This window comes from Paenibacillus sp. J2R1T-4 (assembly GCF_059692235.1).
Map to the genome: position 1 here is coordinate 113,704 of NZ_JCAUBA010000005.1, position 18,100 is coordinate 131,803.

General features: G+C 47.5%; 12 protein-coding genes. 3 read left to right on the top strand and 9 right to left on the bottom strand.

The window, feature by feature from the left end; all coding sequences use genetic code 11:
* Positions 1 to 133: 133 nt before the first annotated feature.
* From AC58QD_RS11050 to AC58QD_RS11075, 6 genes are all read right to left on the bottom strand, one after another.
* Entirely contained in the window at positions 134 to 910 is a 777-nt protein-coding gene (locus AC58QD_RS11050) for an SDR family oxidoreductase (RefSeq protein WP_497333044.1), read from the bottom strand.
* Between the two features lie 26 nt (positions 911 to 936).
* A complete protein-coding gene (nagA, locus tag AC58QD_RS11055; RefSeq protein WP_497333046.1) occupies positions 937 to 2,103 on the bottom strand; it encodes an N-acetylglucosamine-6-phosphate deacetylase in 1,167 nt (388 codons plus the stop codon).
* A 78-nt stretch (positions 2,104 to 2,181) separates the two neighbouring features.
* Positions 2,182 to 3,834, bottom strand: a complete 1,653-nt coding sequence (locus AC58QD_RS11060) for a hypothetical protein (RefSeq protein ID WP_497333048.1) — start codon at positions 3,832 to 3,834, stop codon at positions 2,182 to 2,184.
* Between the two features lie 89 nt (positions 3,835 to 3,923).
* Positions 3,924 to 5,531: a type 2 periplasmic-binding domain-containing protein gene (locus AC58QD_RS11065; protein ID WP_497333050.1), complete on the bottom strand. Its 1,608-nt coding sequence runs from the start codon at positions 5,529 to 5,531 to the stop codon at positions 3,924 to 3,926.
* 89 nt (positions 5,532 to 5,620) lie between these two features.
* Entirely contained in the window at positions 5,621 to 6,502 is an 882-nt protein-coding gene (locus AC58QD_RS11070; RefSeq protein ID WP_497333052.1) for a carbohydrate ABC transporter permease, read from the bottom strand.
* Entirely contained in the window at positions 6,499 to 7,449 is a 951-nt protein-coding gene (locus tag AC58QD_RS11075; protein ID WP_497333054.1) for an ABC transporter permease, read from the bottom strand. Before AC58QD_RS11075 ends, AC58QD_RS11070 begins: the two co-directional genes overlap by 4 nt.
* Before the next feature lie 163 nt (positions 7,450 to 7,612).
* Between AC58QD_RS11075 and AC58QD_RS11080 the strand changes: the two genes are divergently transcribed.
* Positions 7,613 to 9,841 (top strand): helix-turn-helix domain-containing protein, encoded by a 2,229-nt coding sequence (locus AC58QD_RS11080; protein ID WP_497333056.1) that lies wholly within the window; start codon positions 7,613 to 7,615, stop codon positions 9,839 to 9,841.
* 13 nt (positions 9,842 to 9,854) lie between these two features.
* On the opposite strand, the gene AC58QD_RS11085 is transcribed toward AC58QD_RS11080, so the two are convergent.
* Positions 9,855 to 10,712 (bottom strand): phytanoyl-CoA dioxygenase family protein, encoded by an 858-nt coding sequence (locus tag AC58QD_RS11085; protein ID WP_497333058.1) that lies wholly within the window; start codon positions 10,710 to 10,712, stop codon positions 9,855 to 9,857.
* Positions 10,713 to 10,826: 114 nt separating this feature from the next.
* On the opposite strand from AC58QD_RS11085, the gene AC58QD_RS11090 reads away from it, so the two are divergent.
* Complete coding sequence (locus AC58QD_RS11090; RefSeq protein WP_497333060.1) at positions 10,827 to 11,714, top strand: AraC family transcriptional regulator; 888 nt, start codon at positions 10,827 to 10,829, stop codon at positions 11,712 to 11,714.
* Positions 11,715 to 11,728: 14 nt separating this feature from the next.
* On the opposite strand, the gene AC58QD_RS11095 is transcribed toward AC58QD_RS11090, so the two are convergent.
* Together AC58QD_RS11095 and AC58QD_RS11100 are read right to left on the bottom strand one after the other, a co-directional pair.
* Positions 11,729 to 12,916: an MFS transporter gene (locus tag AC58QD_RS11095; protein ID WP_497333062.1), complete on the bottom strand. Its 1,188-nt coding sequence runs from the start codon at positions 12,914 to 12,916 to the stop codon at positions 11,729 to 11,731.
* Between the two features lie 192 nt (positions 12,917 to 13,108).
* Complete coding sequence (locus AC58QD_RS11100; RefSeq protein WP_497333064.1) at positions 13,109 to 16,339, bottom strand: hypothetical protein; 3,231 nt, start codon at positions 16,337 to 16,339, stop codon at positions 13,109 to 13,111.
* Positions 16,340 to 16,693: 354 nt separating this feature from the next.
* Between AC58QD_RS11100 and AC58QD_RS11105 the strand changes: the two genes are divergently transcribed.
* Positions 16,694 to 18,082, top strand: coding sequence for an ABC transporter substrate-binding protein (locus AC58QD_RS11105; protein ID WP_497333066.1), 1,389 nt, complete (start codon positions 16,694 to 16,696; stop codon positions 18,080 to 18,082).
* The last annotated feature ends 18 nt before the right edge of the window (positions 18,083 to 18,100 follow it).

Consider the following 18,100-nt stretch of genomic DNA (forward strand, 5'->3'; position numbering starts at 1 on the left):
AACCTTGGAGTTAAGTTTGGTTTAAAATTTTCTTTAAGCACAAAAAACTTGGCCGATGGCCAGGAAACTTGCGACCTGAGTTAAGTTAGGTGTGAGGAGGAGTGTCTACTTTTCGTATGAGATATATTGCAAATTACCAAGCGGTCCAACCGCCGTCCACTACGATATTCGAGCCCGTCATAAAACTCGAAGCCTGTGAAGCGAGCAAAAGCACAGGTCCGACTAACTCCTCCGGTCGTCCGGTTCGCCCGAGCATCGTTTTATTGTTCAACTCCCTGAGAAAGGCTTCGTCAGGCTGGGTTGCCGAATTAGGGAACGGACCGGGGGAAATACTGTTAACTCGGATATTTTTACCGCTCAGATGCCCCGCGCAGTATTTGGTCAGTTGGATTACAGCTGCCTTGCCAGCACCGTAATTGACAGGGTTGTTGGCACCGCTATCCCCATATATTCGCGGATCCGGCGATACCATCCCGTACATCGAGGCGAAGTTCACGATACTGCCGCCTCCATTCTCCTCGAAATACGGGATTACCTCGCGAATGCAGCGAAAAACTGTGCCCGCAGCGCCATCGACGCCCTTGAACCAGTCTTCATCCGACATGGCGGCGATTGTTCCCTCTTTACCATACCCAGCTCCATAAGTCGCCGCATTAATGAGCACGTCGATACGGCCATACCGCTCCTTGACTGTACGAAACGTCTTACGAATGGATTCCGTGTTTGATACGTCGCAGGATTGGAAAAAGACACGCTCCGGGTGAGCAGCATGTCCCTGGAACTCCGCTCGATCGGCAACAACCACGGTACCCCCGTATTCAACCAATGCTTCCGTCAATACTGTACCGAGAAACCCGCTTCCACCAGTGATGATAACAACTTTTCCGTGCAACGAAAATATATGCTCCATCTCACAAACTCCTTCTATATATAGCTTTAGAGGATTTCGCCTTCAAATATAACTCGGCTAACCTCGAACTCCTCCGAGACCAACACCAGATTGGCTCGTTTGCCCGGTTCTACACTGCCATATGTATGATCTAAATTCAGTACGCGAGCGGGGTTAAGAGACGCCATTCGGAACGATTCCACCATACCGACCCCTGTATATCTCTTCATATTGCGGACCGCTCGATTCATCGTCAGCAAGCTTCCTGAAAGAACACCGTTTTGATTAAAATTCACATCTAGCGGCTCGGCTCCAACCCTCTTCCCAGGATCATCACTCGTCCTGTTAACTGATAAACCCGCTGCATCCATCGCGTCTGTAATAATGATGACCCGGTCGATACCCTTTGTCTTGAGTATTAATTTGCACATTAGCGGTCTTACATGGGCCCCCGATGAATCCGGGATAATCTCGGCATAAATCTCGTCGTGTACGAGAACCGCTTCATCTACCCCAACCTCTCTTGTACCTGCATACCGAGATGGGGACGGCGTAGCGCCAGTGGCATTGGTGCAGTGACAGCCTACACGCAGGCCCTTTTCAACAAAGGAGAATATCGTCTCTGCAGTCGCCTCCGAGTGACCTACTGATAGCACAATTCCATGAGCGGCTGCTGCTGCAGCGAACTGTTCTTGTCCTTCAAGCTCCGGAGCCAGTGTCCATAGCTTAATTCGGTCGCCGGCCAACTCCAGAAGCCGGTTGTATTCAGTCGGGTCAACCGGACGGATCGGGGACGTAATCGCCCCGTATTTCGGGTTGATGTATGGGCCTTCCATATGAATGCCCAGGATCGCTGGGCTGTAAGGCTTGCCCCCGGCATTCAAGATCCGATTGACTCCCTCCCATACTTCTTCCCGGCTTTCATTATAGGAAAGCGTAGGCAGAATACCTGTGGTACCGAATTTAAGATGAGCACAAGCGAACTCATAAGGATTCAGATGAGCCCAGTAACCGCCTCCGCCGTGGCAGTGAATATCGATAAAGCCAGGTCCCACATAGCAGCCGCCTGCATCCACCAATTCTGCGTCTACAGGAATATCCACTTCTTCTCTGGAGCCGCAGCCGATAATCGTATTACCTTCAATCAGCACAACACCGTCATGAATGACTTCGTGCGGGGTTACAACTTTGCCATTGAGCACTGCCTTCACCACTATTACGCCCTCCTAACTATTTAGAGTCCATTCTACGCGCTACGCGCGTTCTCATCCGAGCTTTGCCAATTTTTACTTCTACGCTGAGACTTTCCCGACCTTCACTTCTACGCTTACGACACATACCGCATAAGGCAATTTCTCCTCTTCCGTCGTCCAACCGTAGGAGCCGTTATAGATCAAGATCTCGTTCCAACCTTCCACGATATCTTCTACCCGCAGTTGGAAATTATAAGCCATATGCTCCTCTACATGTTGGGTGTACTTTCCGTTCGGGATCAACAGCTCCCTCGTCTCCGTCGATTCGAAGGTAGGGAACGACCCGTTGAAGCTCACCGCCAGATATGGCGTTGCTTCTTTCTTCCGGATGACTACCTGTATCGTTAATGCTAACCCAGAATCTGCCGGTTCCGCACACATGGGCAAATAAAGCGTTCGTCTCCATTCCGGCTCCAGTATGACTGGCAATTGTCCGGTCGTCTCGTATGGAAAATGATATTCCGGTTTGCGAAGCGTCGAGAACATGTATCCCTTCTCAGTGCCACGCAAACGGTCAAGCTGGTCTATCTCGGCCAAGCGGTCATACTTGCCGTCCAACCCGAGTTTAGGCTGGTGCGTGAAGAAATTGTACCACTCGATTCCATCCGCCCCGAGTGCCAGCTTCCCGGCAGCATTACCCGCCATCAATTCAGGACTTGCAGGCAAATAGCGGTAGCCCTTATGATCCAATTCCGGTGAATACACAGAGATCCAATTGGGCGTATCCTCTACGACTCCGTAAATGGCTACTTGATTACCAAGCTCCTCGCGAAGCTGATCATGCGGCATTTCCCAGCTTGTCTGACGGCTGTTGCTTGGACTGACGAAGTCAATAATATCTCTCTTAACCAAGGCTCTAATGTCGATTCCAATCCCCCTCGATAAATTGAGGTTGCCGGGAACCCTCATACCGAATGGATAGGGCTTACCAGCTGCCTTTGCCCGCTTTTCCGTCAGAGCTCGAATATCAGCGAACCAATTCGTCATCATGTCTATCGTATCTTGTGTGCTATTCGGTTCGCAGCAGATTGGTTGCCGCAGCCAATCCAACTCCAAGCCCTCAAAGTCGTAATCCTCCACCATCTCCCGAATGGCCTTGAACATGAAATCCCTGACTTCGGGTATTTCATAGTTGATCCCTTCCCGCGCAGTCGGATGAATGGCATAGGGCGAATAGGTACTACGTTGCAGGCGATTGTTCTTGTCGCGCAATAGATCGCTGTTAAAAAAACTGCCTTCTATGTTCAGGTGTCCATGCATATCATTCATTCGAACAGAGATCCATGGGCTGATTCCCCGTCTTCTGCAAGCTTTAGAAGTTTCCTCCAGCCAATCCACACCTGCATCTGTCAGATCGACGTATTGATTATAGAACTTAACACAATGATCCAGGTAAGCCTCTACCTTATCTTCGCTTGGCAGTCCTGCACATTCCGCATGTCCGCGGAAAAATTCCCGGTCCCCTCTCTTGTAGTTAGCGAGAAGGTAGGGCATCGTTTTACTTGGATACCAGGCCAGTTGAGTGTTGGGATTGATTAAGAACGTGTCGATGCCGCTATCAGCCAGCAGATCAACATAATTATGAATCACTTCAGCCGTAAATCGGCCTTCATACGGGTTGCACATGTTGGCTTCGTAGAAAAATATACAGGAATCACCGTTATATATGTTGCGGTGGTTGTTCAGCTTCATCTGGTCACCCCTTCGGAAGTTGTAATTTGATAGTGAGATGCCTCATCTTCCGCGAGAGAGGTGAGGCATCTAGTCTTTCTCAATAGACGTTACTTCTTCTCCTTGCGGTCCTTCTGCTTCTGGTTCACCTGATCGGTAATTTCCTGTCCGCCGGACTTCTTCCATTGTTCTACGAACGTATCAAAGCCTTTGTCCGTATCAACCTCGCCTACAATTAGCTTAATGAAGTATTCCAGCTGAAGCGCCGTCAGGTTAGGATATTTGGCGGTCGCCGCTACAGCGAACGTAACTTTATTCGGCATCACAGGAACATTGTCGGTCATCTTTTTCTTGTAGTCCACATAATTTTTCGGATAATAAAATTTCTGTAGCGGGTCCGTTCCACCACGGAAGAAGGAATACATGGAAGTACCAACTTCGTTCTGACGTTTCGTAAAGTCCAACCATTCCGGCTTCTCCTTAGGATAGCCATCCACCAAGTCATAGTGAACCCCTCGTTCCCCGAACTTCGTGGTCAGGAACACTTCATCATCCACATACAGCGCATTCAAAATCTCGAATATTTTATCCATCTTCTTCGGATCCTTCTCTACTTGCTTGCCCATCCCGATGTAGGAGCTGAGCGCCGTCCATCCGAAGCCTACGCCCGGACCATAAGGACCTTCGAGGGGTTTCCCCGTAACAAGCGTTCCACCGTTCTTGGCGAGCGCGGTCGTCGTGCTGCCAACCTCCGGAACAGATGCATACCAGACATCCTGATGCGTTCCGAACTTTTGCGCGATGAAATCATTACGGGTCTTTGCGAGATCATTCGTGATGAATTCAGGATCAATCAGGCCTGCTTTATATAATTTGTTAATCTCCTTGAAAGCGGCACGCGCTTTCTCCGTCACCATTCCGAAGGCAAGCTTGCCGTCCTTGTCTTCCATCCAATGGAAAGGCATGACTTGGAAAGCGCCGAATATTCCGGCAAACGCCAATTCTTGTGCGTTCTTGCCTGATCCAGCAGTGCCGTAAGTATCCTTCTTGCCGTTCCCGTCTGGATCATTATTCCTGAACTTTGTTAGAACGTCCTCATACTCAGCAAGCGTTTTGGGCGGTTCACTGTAGCCGATATTTTTCAACCATGTACCGTTGTAGTAGTTGAGGAAAGAAGTATTGGCTTCAATTGTGAACGCAGGGATCGCATATCCTTTGCCGTTCACCCTTGCGTCCGCCCACATAAACGGATCATATTTATCGATAGACTTGGCATACTCCGGCATCTTCTTACGGATCGCTTCCTCCGACACTTCCGCCAGGAAGCCCTGTGTCACATACTGCTCTAGCAATGGCTGGATCGGTTGCGGGCCAGAAACGAAGAAGACATCCGGCACTTCTTTGCTCGCGAGTTTCAAGTTAAGCTGATCATTCCAAGTGGCGTTATCCACTCTCATATTGGTGATTTTTACGTTGAACTTCTTCTCCAGGTATTTCTGCACATAGCTGTCGTCTTTCGTAGGAGGGTTTTTGTTTAACCATAAAAGTTGGATGGGCTCCTCCGCTTTTGTAGCGGCAGGTGTGGCCGCAGAAGCAGTTGGTGTCGCGGCGGGTGATGCTCCCGGCTTCTCTTTGGTTGCTCCGCTGCACCCTGCCAACAGACTGGTAAACAAGGTTGCTGTGGCCAGGACGGTTATTCCTTTTTTTGATTTGATCATTTGAATCCCCTCTCATCCCTCTTAATGTGAAAAGCTATATTTGCAGGCGATGGCCTGGAAATACCAGAAACCGGAATTCTGAGCAACGACTATCCCTTTATGGAACCAACCATGATCCCTTTTACAAAATATTTCTGAATAAACGGATACACACACAGAATGGGTAGCGTAGCCATCATCAGGACAGCAGACTTCACGGTTTCGGCCGATACGCCGTTCGTGGTCCGATTCACCAGCATTTCCAATTCATTCGTCTGATTCTCTATGATCAAGCGGCGCAAATACAGCTGGAGCACGGTCTTGGACTGATCTTGTACATACATCAATGCATCGAACCAGGCGTTCCAATGATATACAGCGGTCCATAATGCAATTGTGGCGAGAATTGGTTTGGACAGTGGAACCACAATCGTAATCAGAATCCTAATCTCATTAGCACCGTCGATCTTGGCCGACTCCTCGAGCTCCTCTGGAATCGACATGAAGAAATTACGCATAATCAACATCGAGAATGTGTTGATCAAGCAAGGCAGAATGAGCGCAAGTCGGTTGTCTAGCAGTCCGATGCTCTGAATCAACAAGTATGTAGGAATCAGACCACCGTTGAAGAACATGGTAAACACAATAAGCATAGTATAGAAGCCGCGGTGGGGCAGCCATTTTTTGGACAGGGCATAAGCTCCCATCGTCATTACGACTAATGAAACAAAAGTGCCAACTACGGTTCGGAATATCGTATTGCTATAACCAATCCATATACCGTCTGTCTGGAAAGCTCTTCTATAGGATTCCAAAGAGAACTCTTGCGGGTATAAGTGGATACCCGGCCTTATCGCAGCCTCCGGCGTGCTGAAAGACATCGACAAGATATGAATGAAAGGGTACAATACCGAAACACAGAGCAGCGTTATAGCCGCAATAGCAAACACCTGGAATGCTTTCTCACCCAAGCTCATCTGACGGAATGTCATACCAATCCCTCCTCACCCGATCGTTTAACGAGATAATTGGTGAGCAGAACGAGGATAAAGGCAATCACATTCTTGAACAGGTTCACCGCGGTCGTCAGGCTGAACTGCATTTGCGTCAAGCCGACCCGATACACGTATGTATCGATAATATCGGATACTTCATATACGGCAGGGTTGTACAGATTAAGAACCTGATCAAACCCGGCATCCAAGACGTGACCAATTCGCAAAATGAACATAATGGCGATCACGGGCAAAATCGAAGGCAAAGTGATGTGCACGGTTTGTTTCCATCTGCTTGCCCCATCCATCACAGACGCTTCGTACAAGGACGGATCGATACCGGACAAGGCCGCCAAATATATAATCGTCCCCCAGCCTACTTCCTTCCATATACTTGACACAACTAAAGTAAACCGGAAATACTCTTTATTGCCCAAGAAATAAATGGGATCAAAACCTAACATCTGAATGATCTGATTTACAATCCCGGTAGAAGGCGAGAGGATGAAGATCAGCAGCCCTCCCATCACGACCCATGATATAAAATGTGGCAAGTAAGAGATCGTCTGGGATATTCTTTTGAATATACGGCTGCGTATCTCATTGAACAGCAATGCCAGAATAATGGGTGCCGGAAATCCGAAGATGATGTTGTAGCTGCTAATGATGATCGTGTTCTTGAAAACCCTTCCAAAATCGCTTGTGGATGAAAATATTATGGAGAAGTGCTTCAATCCCACCCAGGGGCTCCCCATTATTCCTTCGAATACTCTAAAATCTTTGAATGCCAGTTGGATGCCATACATCGGCCCATACTGGAACAGACCGTACCATGCCAGAACCGGGATGAGGAGAACAAACAAATATTTCGCTTTCTTGTAACGATACCAGATCGATTCCGGATTCGATCTCTTGCTAGTGAAGAATAATCTGGTAGACTTCATCGAGTGGCCTCCTTTCTTTTGTGTTAATTCTAATCATAGTGAGCTAGCTGGATAATGCCATGGCAATATTTTAGAAAGCGTTATACTTATTTAAGAAGTCCTTGTGCAATTTAAACGCATTCGTTATATTAAGTTAAAAGTTCAGGGCTTCGGAGGTGCATACATGCGGTTAACTAGTGATTTTCGCAATTCTTATTTCCTTCGTCTCATCATCTCCTACAGCATCATCACGGTTTTTGTGACGGGCTTGTGCGGCGCTTTTTTATATAATAAGGCCAACCGCATCATGCTGGATGAAATATGGAGAGACAATCACAACCGGTTATCCAACATTCGCAGCCATACCGAAGCTTCATTTTTCGCCAATATCGAAAGCGTTTTCTTGCATAAAGTGTCAGAGACGATTAACCCCGCGAGTACAGAGGATATCCAATTTTTCCTTAATAACGGGTATGAGTTGAAAAACTATCGCATTTACCGTTTAGTGAACAATTTGAGCTCCATGGTATCGTCCAATCCAGGCACGAAGAACATCACCTTCTATTTTAAAAATTCCGGCTTTGTAGTGGACAAGAACTTTTTCTATTCAACGCCTTTAAATTCACCTTCCGCTGGTTTATTGGAGCAATTGCCTCAGCTGGCCCCTAACCAATGGTTCCTACACGATAATCCCGATCAAACCAAGTCGCTTTCTTATATTTATTCGCTCCCCTTTAATGCTGTCGGTGATGCAGTGAAGGGTTATTTGTTAGTGAGCATTGATATGGCTTATCTCAAACGGATGTTCGACAGTATGCTGAGCAGCCCCGATGAGAGGCTATACCTTTATAATGGGGATGGCAAATGGTTAGCAGGCTCCGGAAGTACGAATAACGAAGAAGCCGAACAGATCGTCAAGCATTTGCAAGGCGGATCCGCAGCCAACACAAAGTTATTCGAAGGAGAGAATAGCAATACCGTCATTTCCTTACTGAGCGACGGGAATTCTGCGAATAAGTGGACTTATGCCATCGTTCGTCCGCTTCATTCATTCGTGCTGGCCTCGCAGCAGCTACAGAAGCAGATCGTGAGTGTATGCTTATTGGTATTGGCCCTCGGATTCCTTATTTCTTATCTCATCTCTCGAGGCTCATATAGCCCCGTGCGCAAAATGATTGCCAAGCTCGGATTTGCCAACGGCCAAGCTCTTCTTCCGCGCCGATTGAATGAATTCAGCATGGTCGATCGCACGTTGACTCAGTTGAATGACAGCATTTATGAGCTTCGAGCTCAGCTTAACGACAATAGTCTCCTGAATATTCTTAACGGCCAATTCATTCAGTTCGGGATTCCTAAGGGCTTCCCAACGGAAAGCTTGTTCGCCGTTACTAATATTAACCTCTGTCAAGGCACCTATGACTTGTGGAAAAAGAGAATGAATGGAACAACCTTACCCTATCGATATGACGTTATCGTCAAAAATGCTTCTGCCATTTGTCTGCTGTTCTATATCCCTTCCAACGATCATGAGGATTGGGATAGTAAGCTGCTGTCCTATTTGCATAGATTTCAGGAGCTAAACTGCGATGAGCTGATATTCAGCGCGGGGATTGGCCGCCTGGTTTCATCAATCGATGATATCCAAAGCTCTCATGAACAGGCAGCCTATGCCCAGCAGTATTGCTTTTTGCACGGGGAGCAATCGCTCACATCCTATACGGATATCGACAAAATCTCCTCTTCGCCTATACAGGTTGCTTATGAGTCGCTAGAGAATATGGTGAGAGCGGGCGATGAAACCGGTGTTCGGCATTTCCTCGAGAGCTACGCCGAGCTGATCCGAAAAGGACTGTATACCATTGAAGTGATTAATCTGTCCCTAACCCAGATCAAGACCACCTTATCCAAGGTCATTATCCAAATGAATGCGAACAAAGATATTTTCGCGCATTCCCTGCTATCCACCGATTACAGGCAAGCTACCTTCGACAAGACGATTGAACTGCTGACCGATCAAGGTTTGCAAATTACCCGGCATGTAAGTCAACACATCCACAATTACGCTCAGGCCGATGTTATTCATAGGCTGAAAGACTACATCGATAGCCATCTGGACGAGGATATATCGCTTGAAGTGCTGTCCGAACAGGGAGGATTGTCAACCCAATATATATCCAAGCTGTTCAAAGACGTTCTGCACATCTCCTTTTCCGACTATATTACGAATGCCCGGCTGGAGAAATCATGCTTCCTGCTATTGGAACAGCAATCGCTTACCGTAACGGATATATCCAGCTTGGTCGGTTACCGGAATGTCCAATATTTCTGCAAAAAATTCAAACAAAAGTACAGCATTACACCCGTACAGTACCGGAATTCCTTCACCGTCAATCGAGTGGATCAAATTATCTGATGAGTGGGGATAATCAATACCCCCCGCGCGGAATATGCGCCCATTTGGGCAGCCATTGCTCATAAGTTTCCACTGAACCTGGATCTGCCAGGCTTCTCGCCACAAACCCTTGCGCTTTGCCGGATGCGGTTGCCGTAGGCGTAGCTTCGTATCGGATGTCCATCGACCAACGGACTGCGTCTGAGAGATTCGGCACCGCACGGTGCGGCAGCAACTGAGTGAAGCAGAGTGCGTCGCCCGGCTCCATCTCGATAGAAAGGCCCTTCAGCTGGCGTACATCCTCCCTGCCTAGACCGAGGAACCCGGACTCTTCGTCCCGGTGCCCATCACGTAGTCTATTGGTGAAGAAGCCAGGGGCGACTTGCAGACAGCTGTTGTGCTCGGTTACCTTTTGGAGCGGAATCCAAATCGATAAGACGTGAACATTCTCCGCATCGCGATAATATTGTGCGTCTTGGTGCCAAGGAGTGTCAGTCCATTTTTGATCAGGCAGCTTCGGCCTCGAGTTGAAAATGCCGTGTACGGATAGCTCATCCGTTCCGATTAGATCGGCTGCCAGATTGAGCAGCTTCGGATGGCGTAAAAATGCATACATGTCTGCACTGACGATATCGCGGCGCGGGCTTCTCGAATATCTCGGCTTGCCTGCTGCATTCCACAACTCCACTAGACGATGATGAAAATCCAGGTCAGTCCTTTTATCGGTAATAAGTCCCTGTTCATACCATTCATCGACCAGTTGATCCACCCACTGAGTATTGATCCTTCTTCCCAGATCCAGAACCTCTTGAGGCACGACCCCTTTGGCATGCAAATAGTGATGCGTGTGGTAAAATTCGATTTCCGCTTGCTGCAAAGCATATTGCTCCACGAGATGACCTCCTGTTCCCTTGTTCCTTGTATTACATTCAGGGTAACAGAAGGAAAGAAGGCGAGCCATGACGAAAAGGATAGGAAACTTAACCTTTTGCACAGGAGACCCGCGATGAGTCATTCTCAACTAAGCATTCCGGAAATGGGCGGCACACTGTTAATCCACGGTTGCCATTTCGCCTACGTCGACGCCGAATGGTCTTATCATAAGCATCACCATTCTTCATTCGAGTTGCTTCATTGCTTAGACGGCAGTGCTGTCGAGTGGGTTAACGGGCGATCAATCGCTCTTACCGCAGGCGATTGGTTATTCTTGAGTTCAGGTGTCATGCACAGCACCATTACTAATCCACAAACTCCATTCGCGTACTTTACTGTACATTTTGATATGGATGACATAGGGGTAAGGGAACAATTGGGATGCTGCGACTATTTGCACCTTAGTCCTTCGGATTCCAAGCTGCTGCCCCTGCTGAACGAACTGGAAGCACTATTGCCTCACGACTGCCGCTCAAAAGCGAACACGAGCAGCAATGCTGTAATCGCTCAGTTAAGCGCCGCCCGCAAGCTGCTCATCCAAGCCGTGATCATCCGAATGGTCGGCGAGCTGCTAGACGTGATGGAAGAAGTTAAGCCCCAAAAGTCCGAACAAGCAGCTAATGTGTCCGAGCTGAACCTTGCGCATGCCATTGAAATGCAGCTGAACGAGGCCGTTTTCACCTCCGAGACGATTGAGAGCCTGGCACAGCGGCTTTTTATAAGCCGCAACCGATATACTCTCCTTTTTCAAAAAGTTTACGGACTACCGCCACACCGCTATCTCAGCCTGCTGAAAATGAAAAAAGCGAAGGAATGGATCCTTCGCTCGGATAGATCGCTCGAGGAAATCGGCGACAGTCTCGGTTTTTCCTGCGCCAGCAGCTTCAGCCGTCAGTTTCGACGTTGGACCGGCTATGCCCCAATGCAGTTCCGGTTAAAGGGCACAAGGGCCGCCCAATAAGTGGCAAATACACCTTAATGGGATGAGACTGTATCCACGTCTTGATCAGTCCCATGCTCTTTGAATACAGAAGTGTTTTTAACCACAATCCAGAAGACACCAACAGCTAACACACAAAGCACCGCATTAATAACAAAAGTAAACTTAAGCCCTGTCATATGAGCACAAATGCCTCCGACCAAGCTGCCTAAGATCGTGCTGAGTCCCTGCAAAACTATGGCGTTCATCATTTGGCCACTGGCTCTAAGCTCTGGCAAAACATTAGAATTCACATATTCCAACAGACATAGCCCTATCAATATAACGGTCCCGCCATGTAATATCCATATAAATACTATTGTCTTTGATGAGAGGAAGAAGGCAAATAGGATCAGTCTGATCGCTTGGATGACACCTGAGAATAATATGATCTTAATGATCCCAAATTTCTTATAAATTCGATCAAACATTAGCATGAAAGGGAATTGGCTCACGGACCCGACCAAAAGTCCCAACCCGATTAGTTCCGTACTAATCCCTTGTTCTTTGCTAAATATCGCTTGGAATGAAAAAAAGAAACTTATGGTAGATTGAATAAATAAGGTATATATAAAAATATAAATTAGTTTTCGGTTTTTAATAATTTCACTTAAATTAACTTTTTTTCCTTCTTTTTGATGCCCTTTTACTTTTGAGAGGAACGGGATGAGACCCAAAGCAATAAACATAATGATAGAATATAACCCGAATATGTAGAAAATATTGTACTTAATGATCCAGCCTGCCAGAAATGACATAAGGGCAAATCCAAGAGATCCGACCGTTCTGACACTTGAGAATTTGAAGTTAAATTTACTGGCTAACTCTAAGGTTACCGTAGTACTAAGGGGGTAGATGGCGCATTGAAAGACCGTAAATAATAAAGTAAAAACAACAATAAGCCAGAACAGGTTGCCTGACATCGGAATAAGCCAAATGCTAAAGGCAGATATCAAAGTGCATATAAATAAAATGTTATTTTTATACTTGGCTCTATCCCCGATAAGGCCCCAGAAAGGCTGTACGATGATTGAGATCACTGCAGATAAAGCACCAATCAATCCGATCTGAATCGTGTCCAGTCCGACCTCTGTATAGTACAAGGTTATATAGGAACCATAAGCACCCGCACTCATAAAAATCAAACAATAATAAGTCGAAATGGAAAGAAAGTTTTTACTCACACTAGCAGCACTTCCCTACTGTAATAGAATGTAATGCAAATTGCTGCCATGAGGTTGTTCTGGACAAGTTCTGGACAACCATCATTATACCAAGAAATGGAGTCCTAGACATCTAATTCGACCAAATAATGTCCAAGCAACGGAATGAAAAGAGCCTGCTTCCACTATGGAAGAGGCTCTTTCGAGTAGGGATTACAAATGCCCGGCCAGCTTTTTAAGAATTTGTGCTTGCTCTATTGTGAGCTTCTTGCCGCTTTGCGCGTCCACTTGGTTATTGAATGCGTGAAGCATTCCTTCCTTAGCGTTCGAATTACCGTGATTATCCGCTTCCTGTGCATTCATAAGCTTACTGGTCAGGCCATTTGCAATTTCGGAATCAGGTAAGAATTGACGCACAAGATCAGCTAATCCCTCGTAGGTAACCGAGACCTCGAAGTTCCAGATTCCTTGGCTGGTGTTGCCTGCCTTATCCGCAGCCGTGACGGATACTTGATGGCTTCCCGGTTCGAACGTATAAGCCGGACGATCGACCAGAGGACTAGTACAAGGCTCGGCGGCTAATCCGGATAAACCGTCGGATGCGGTGCAGCCGATATATACACTTTGCGATACGGTATAGGAGTGCTGTCCAGTGAACTGAATAGCAGGAGCCGTTTTGTCAATCCGCAGTTCCAGCGTACCCGGAGCTTCCTGAATACCAGAGAAGTTCGACGCTGAATAAGTTACGGTCGTTACCCCTTCGTTTGCAATCGTGAACTGGGTTGATGCTCCTTTTACTGTCGTTTTCTGGATCGGTTGTGCTCCCACGGCAGAATAAGTGATGGAATAAGCTCTATCGGCAGCAATTGACACCGCTGCATCCTGATTGATCCATCCGTTCTCGTTCGAAGATGGGCTCACGGTGACGACTGAAGTCGGAGGAATTGGATCTTTGACCTTCACAAAGAAGTCGTCATAGTAGGCAGCAGCGATATTGTATCTGGACGTAACTGCAATTAATCTTGCGTAAGCCGCATTAACAGGAGCTTTTCCTTTAAGTGTGACCTGCTGCCACTGGGCAAGGCGGGATTCGTCCAAGTGGATTTCCAGTGTGGAAATCGTCGCGTTGTTCTTGTCAAAAAAGCGGAACATAAAACCCGGCTGCCCGGATTCAATGTAAATATTGGTGCCTGCCGTATATTCCTCTCCCGGAGTAACCGGGATCTTGTCGCTCTGAACCGCAACGGATGCTGTCCGGAGTGTATCGGTAATCTTAAAGCTTTTTGTACCTGTAAGGCTGCGGTCGGTGACAATATCATAGCGGTAGCCGGTACCCGGAGCGAACAACTGGCTCCAGCCTGTTAAACCTTCTTCAAAGCCGGGATTGCGAACAGGCACTGCAACGTGAGGCGGCTCTTCTACAACCTCACCGTCCACTTCGATTTTATATAAGATTGTGTTGGTCTGGTAATCTGTTAAATAAAGATTTCCGTCTGTGTGCAGATCGAATCTCGAAGTGTTGGCTAATGTGCGCGATTCCAGCGTTACCGGATCGATGACGGTCAGTTTGTCGTTAAACAGAACATAGAGCAGCCCGTCGTCCGACCACTCCAGCGGATGATGCGCCCACTGGCTGAAATTCAGCTTTGCATGAATCTTCTTGCTTTTTACCACGTTATACGTGACCGGATCAATCGCGAAAATGTATTCATAGGACGCGCCCCAGATTAATCCATCCGGTCCTGCCGACAGATCGCCGATAAAGATCGGTTTATCCAGCCCTGGGACCTTTAGTGGGAATTCGGCCAGCTTTTGCTGTGTTGCTGTATCCCATACGAAAATTTTGGCTTCAGACTCAGTCGGCTCGGAGCCTAGTCCCCCACGAATCGTTGTAGAACCGAATATTTTGCCGTTGAGGAAAGTCGTGCTTAGTACGCTTTGATTAGGAACTACGTTGCGGTTCACTTGGATATCCCCGGTGGCCAAATCATACACGGTCAGAGAGCCACCAAGCGTTCCGTAGCCAGAAATCGTGGAAATATATAACTTGCCGTTGCCGCTCGAAATATCGACAAGCCGTTCTTGATCATTACCTAGAACAGCAAGCCGTCTGGGGTTCGTTAAGCTCGGCTCTTGCTTCAAATCATATTCATACAGCCCGCCTTCCGGATATACCCCTAGATACACTTTATCGCCAATGGCATGCACACTGTCCGCTTGACCGATGCTGAAAGGCTTAGTTGTAAGATCGCTCAGATTGACCAGCGACGAACGCGCTTGAGAGCCAGTCGTTATCAGCTGTGTATCGGAGACGCTTTTGAGGCGGTTCACAACGCCAGGCAATCCAGGAACCACAGGAGGCAAGAGATGCACCTGTTTGGTTTGGATATTCATAATCGTCACGCCGCCGTCATAGCGGACGGTTACTAGATTTTTGCCCGGCAGCTCAGGCTTATTCGGGAACTCCACCCAGTTTACTCCGCGAAATCCGCTTCCGTATTCCATTCCGGTCCATTCCACTTGATGGGTGGCGAGATCGAAGGTTTTCAGCTTTTTGTCCGACATAAAATATAATTTGCCGTCCAAAGAGTCTGTAGCATGCAGACCCGTAACATTGTCCAGGACGATATCAAGCCATGCTTCCGTCTGAGTATCATAGATGAAGGCTTCTCCTGGGATCCCGCTGCCATCTGTATAACGGGCAAGTAAATAACGATCATCGATGGTGCTTAGGTCATATACTGTATCTTCCTTGACCGTAAGATTGCCAGCAATGTTCGTCTTCTCCCCCGTTACCACATTCACCCTTACTATCTGTTTATGTGCAGTCCCGGCATAAATGTTCCCCCCTTGGTAAGCGATGGAACGAACGTATTCGGAATCCAGTGCGCCGATCATTCGGCCGTAATCTCGGATCTGCTTGGTGAGAGGGTCGTACTGATACACCTTACCGCCTGGATACGTACCTACGTATACTCTTCCTAATTCATCCGTAGTAATGCTGTTCGGCACGGATTGACCGTCAAATTGGGCAACCTGCACAGGAATGTGTGTTATAGGAGAGTAGCTCCACAGCCTGGCCCCTCCGCCGTCCGCCGCGAGGAATAAGGTTCCGTCAGGGGCAGTAGTATGAGCCCAGGAGCTTTCCGAAGGGCCGATTGGAATGCTGCGCAGCAGCTTGTAATCCTCCAGATCGATGACATTAAGGTGTCCCGGCTTCCCTTTGCTTGTCGCATAAAGCACATTCCGACCCTCTTCCTTGCCCGCAGTCCCATTAAAAATAGCAACTGTGTAGTTATTCGGTATGAGAAGTTCCTGTGGTATCCCATATGTTTTCTGAGACAGTCTGCTGCCCTCTGCTGCCTGGGCCGCGGCGCTGAAGCTCGTTAATGATAATAATAAGCAAATTATGACTGTAAGAACGCTGTGCCTGCCGATTTTCATTAGATTTCCTCCTTAGTCTTACTTCCCTAGTCATCTCTAGTAACGAAGCGCAATACTTTGTCGGGTTCTTCTGACTTAATCAAACTGAAAGCGTTACCAACACGGGCTTTATTGTGGCGTTGCCTCCTCCTTTCCGGGTATGGGTTAAGGGAACTCTATGGACAAATTTCACCATCTGGTATCCTTATGGTGCCTATATTAGGCAAAAATACGGTGTATGTCAATTGAAATTTACCAAATTTATACGAATTGTGATACCCATGTGGTATCTATAGTGGTCATTGGTGTGCAATGTGGTATAATAATCCGAAACTGGCTTTCCTTTATTAGGGTAAGGAGATTAAGGAGATTGTTATGAGCGGTAAACCCGATCGCGTGACCTTTCAGGCCCGAATGGATGAGATGCTGACCAGGCTCCGGACCGAGATAGCTGCAGGCATCCGTCCTGAGGGCAGTTATTTACCTTCAGAGATTGTACTTGGAGAGCAATTTCAGCTAAGCAAAAAGTCAGTGCGCAAAGCACTGGATATTCTTGTTAAAGAAGGTTGGATAACCAAAGTGCCGCGTGTGGGGAATCGAATATCCATGCCGGATGTCACAACAGTTACCACATTGAGAATAGGCATTTATTCATTATTTGGAGAGCAAAACTATTTGATTGAGCTGTTGGAACGGTTCCATCAGCGGCATCCTCACATTCGAGTGGAAACCGTTCCTTTTCCTTACAGCAAGTATCCTTCTTCCATTAAAGCTTATCTAGAAGAAGGCTTTATCGATGTATTTACGCTCAACAACCGCAACTACCGAGACATGGTGGAAGCGGAGAGTCTACACTTGCTTGAGCCCCAGCCAGAGCCAGCATCTTCTGATTTCTATCCTTTTCTAACCCGTCTGTTCAGCGATAATGGGCTTCTCTATGCGATGCCTTTTATATTCTCGCCGGTCATACTTTGCTACAATAAAGCATTATTCAAAAAATGCGAGCTTAAAGAGCCTCACAGCGGTTGGACGTGGGACGAGCTGCTTAAGAATGCCAACAGGATCAAGAAGCTGACCGGTGTTCAAGGATTTTATGCTCATATCGAATCCCTCAACCGGTTTCCGATCTTTTTGCTGCAGTCCCAATACCTGTTTACCAAAGAGAAGGACAGCTATCGGTTCGATGATCCCTTGCTTTGGGATATCCTTCACAAGTGCCGCCATCTGTTTCATGAACAAGGGTTTCTGCCAGCTTTTTTGTCCGAAAGCGACGCGGATGCCGAGAAGCTGTTCAAACAGCAGAAGGTCGGTATGATTATGACAACATATTATGGACTCGCGTTGATGAGAAACGTCTCTTTTCAATACGATATTAGTCCGCTTCCCTTCGCCCAGATGCCTCAGACGCTGCTGCTTGCTACCGGACTCGCCATCAACCGGTTTTCCAGACACAAGGAAGCCGCAAGGCTGCTGGTGGAATTTCTTACGACTGAAGAATCTCAATCGTATATCCAGCAGCAGACGCTTAGCCTCCCCGCCCATCAGGCAGCTGCTGAGAAGTCAGGGGATGGGGGCTCTCACGGGCCGTCCAGATATTCGCTTTACCGAGAAATCGTGCCATCCTACGCGGATTATAAGGATCTGAACATAAGTGTCGATGCACTGGATGCATTTGGCCAGGAATTAAAGCTGTTCTGGGCCGGGCTGCAGGATCCTCAGTCCATTGTAGAAACGATGAAAGCATCAAGAAACGGAGCCGGCTAATGATGCCCTGCTCCGTTT

What these genes read in the sequence shown, in the direction of transcription:
- AC58QD_RS11050 (WP_497333044.1), bottom strand. Translation starts at nt 910, where the DNA reads ATGGAGCATATATTTTCGTTGCACGGAAAAGTTGTTATCATCACTGGT.
- AC58QD_RS11060 (WP_497333048.1), bottom strand. Translation starts at nt 3,834, where the DNA reads ATGAAGCTGAACAACCACCGCAACATATATAACGGTGATTCCTGTATA.
- AC58QD_RS11065 (WP_497333050.1), bottom strand. Translation starts at nt 5,531, where the DNA reads ATGATCAAATCAAAAAAAGGAATAACCGTCCTGGCCACAGCAACCTTG.
- AC58QD_RS11070 (WP_497333052.1), bottom strand. Translation starts at nt 6,502, where the DNA reads ATGACATTCCGTCAGATGAGCTTGGGTGAGAAAGCATTCCAGGTGTTT.
- AC58QD_RS11075 (WP_497333054.1), bottom strand. Translation starts at nt 7,449, where the DNA reads ATGAAGTCTACCAGATTATTCTTCACTAGCAAGAGATCGAATCCGGAA.
- AC58QD_RS11080 (WP_497333056.1), top strand. Translation starts at nt 7,613, where the DNA reads ATGCGGTTAACTAGTGATTTTCGCAATTCTTATTTCCTTCGTCTCATC.
- AC58QD_RS11090 (WP_497333060.1), top strand. Translation starts at nt 10,827, where the DNA reads ATGAGTCATTCTCAACTAAGCATTCCGGAAATGGGCGGCACACTGTTA.
- AC58QD_RS11100 (WP_497333064.1), bottom strand. Translation starts at nt 16,339, where the DNA reads ATGAAAATCGGCAGGCACAGCGTTCTTACAGTCATAATTTGCTTATTA.
- AC58QD_RS11105 (WP_497333066.1), top strand. Translation starts at nt 16,694, where the DNA reads ATGAGCGGTAAACCCGATCGCGTGACCTTTCAGGCCCGAATGGATGAG.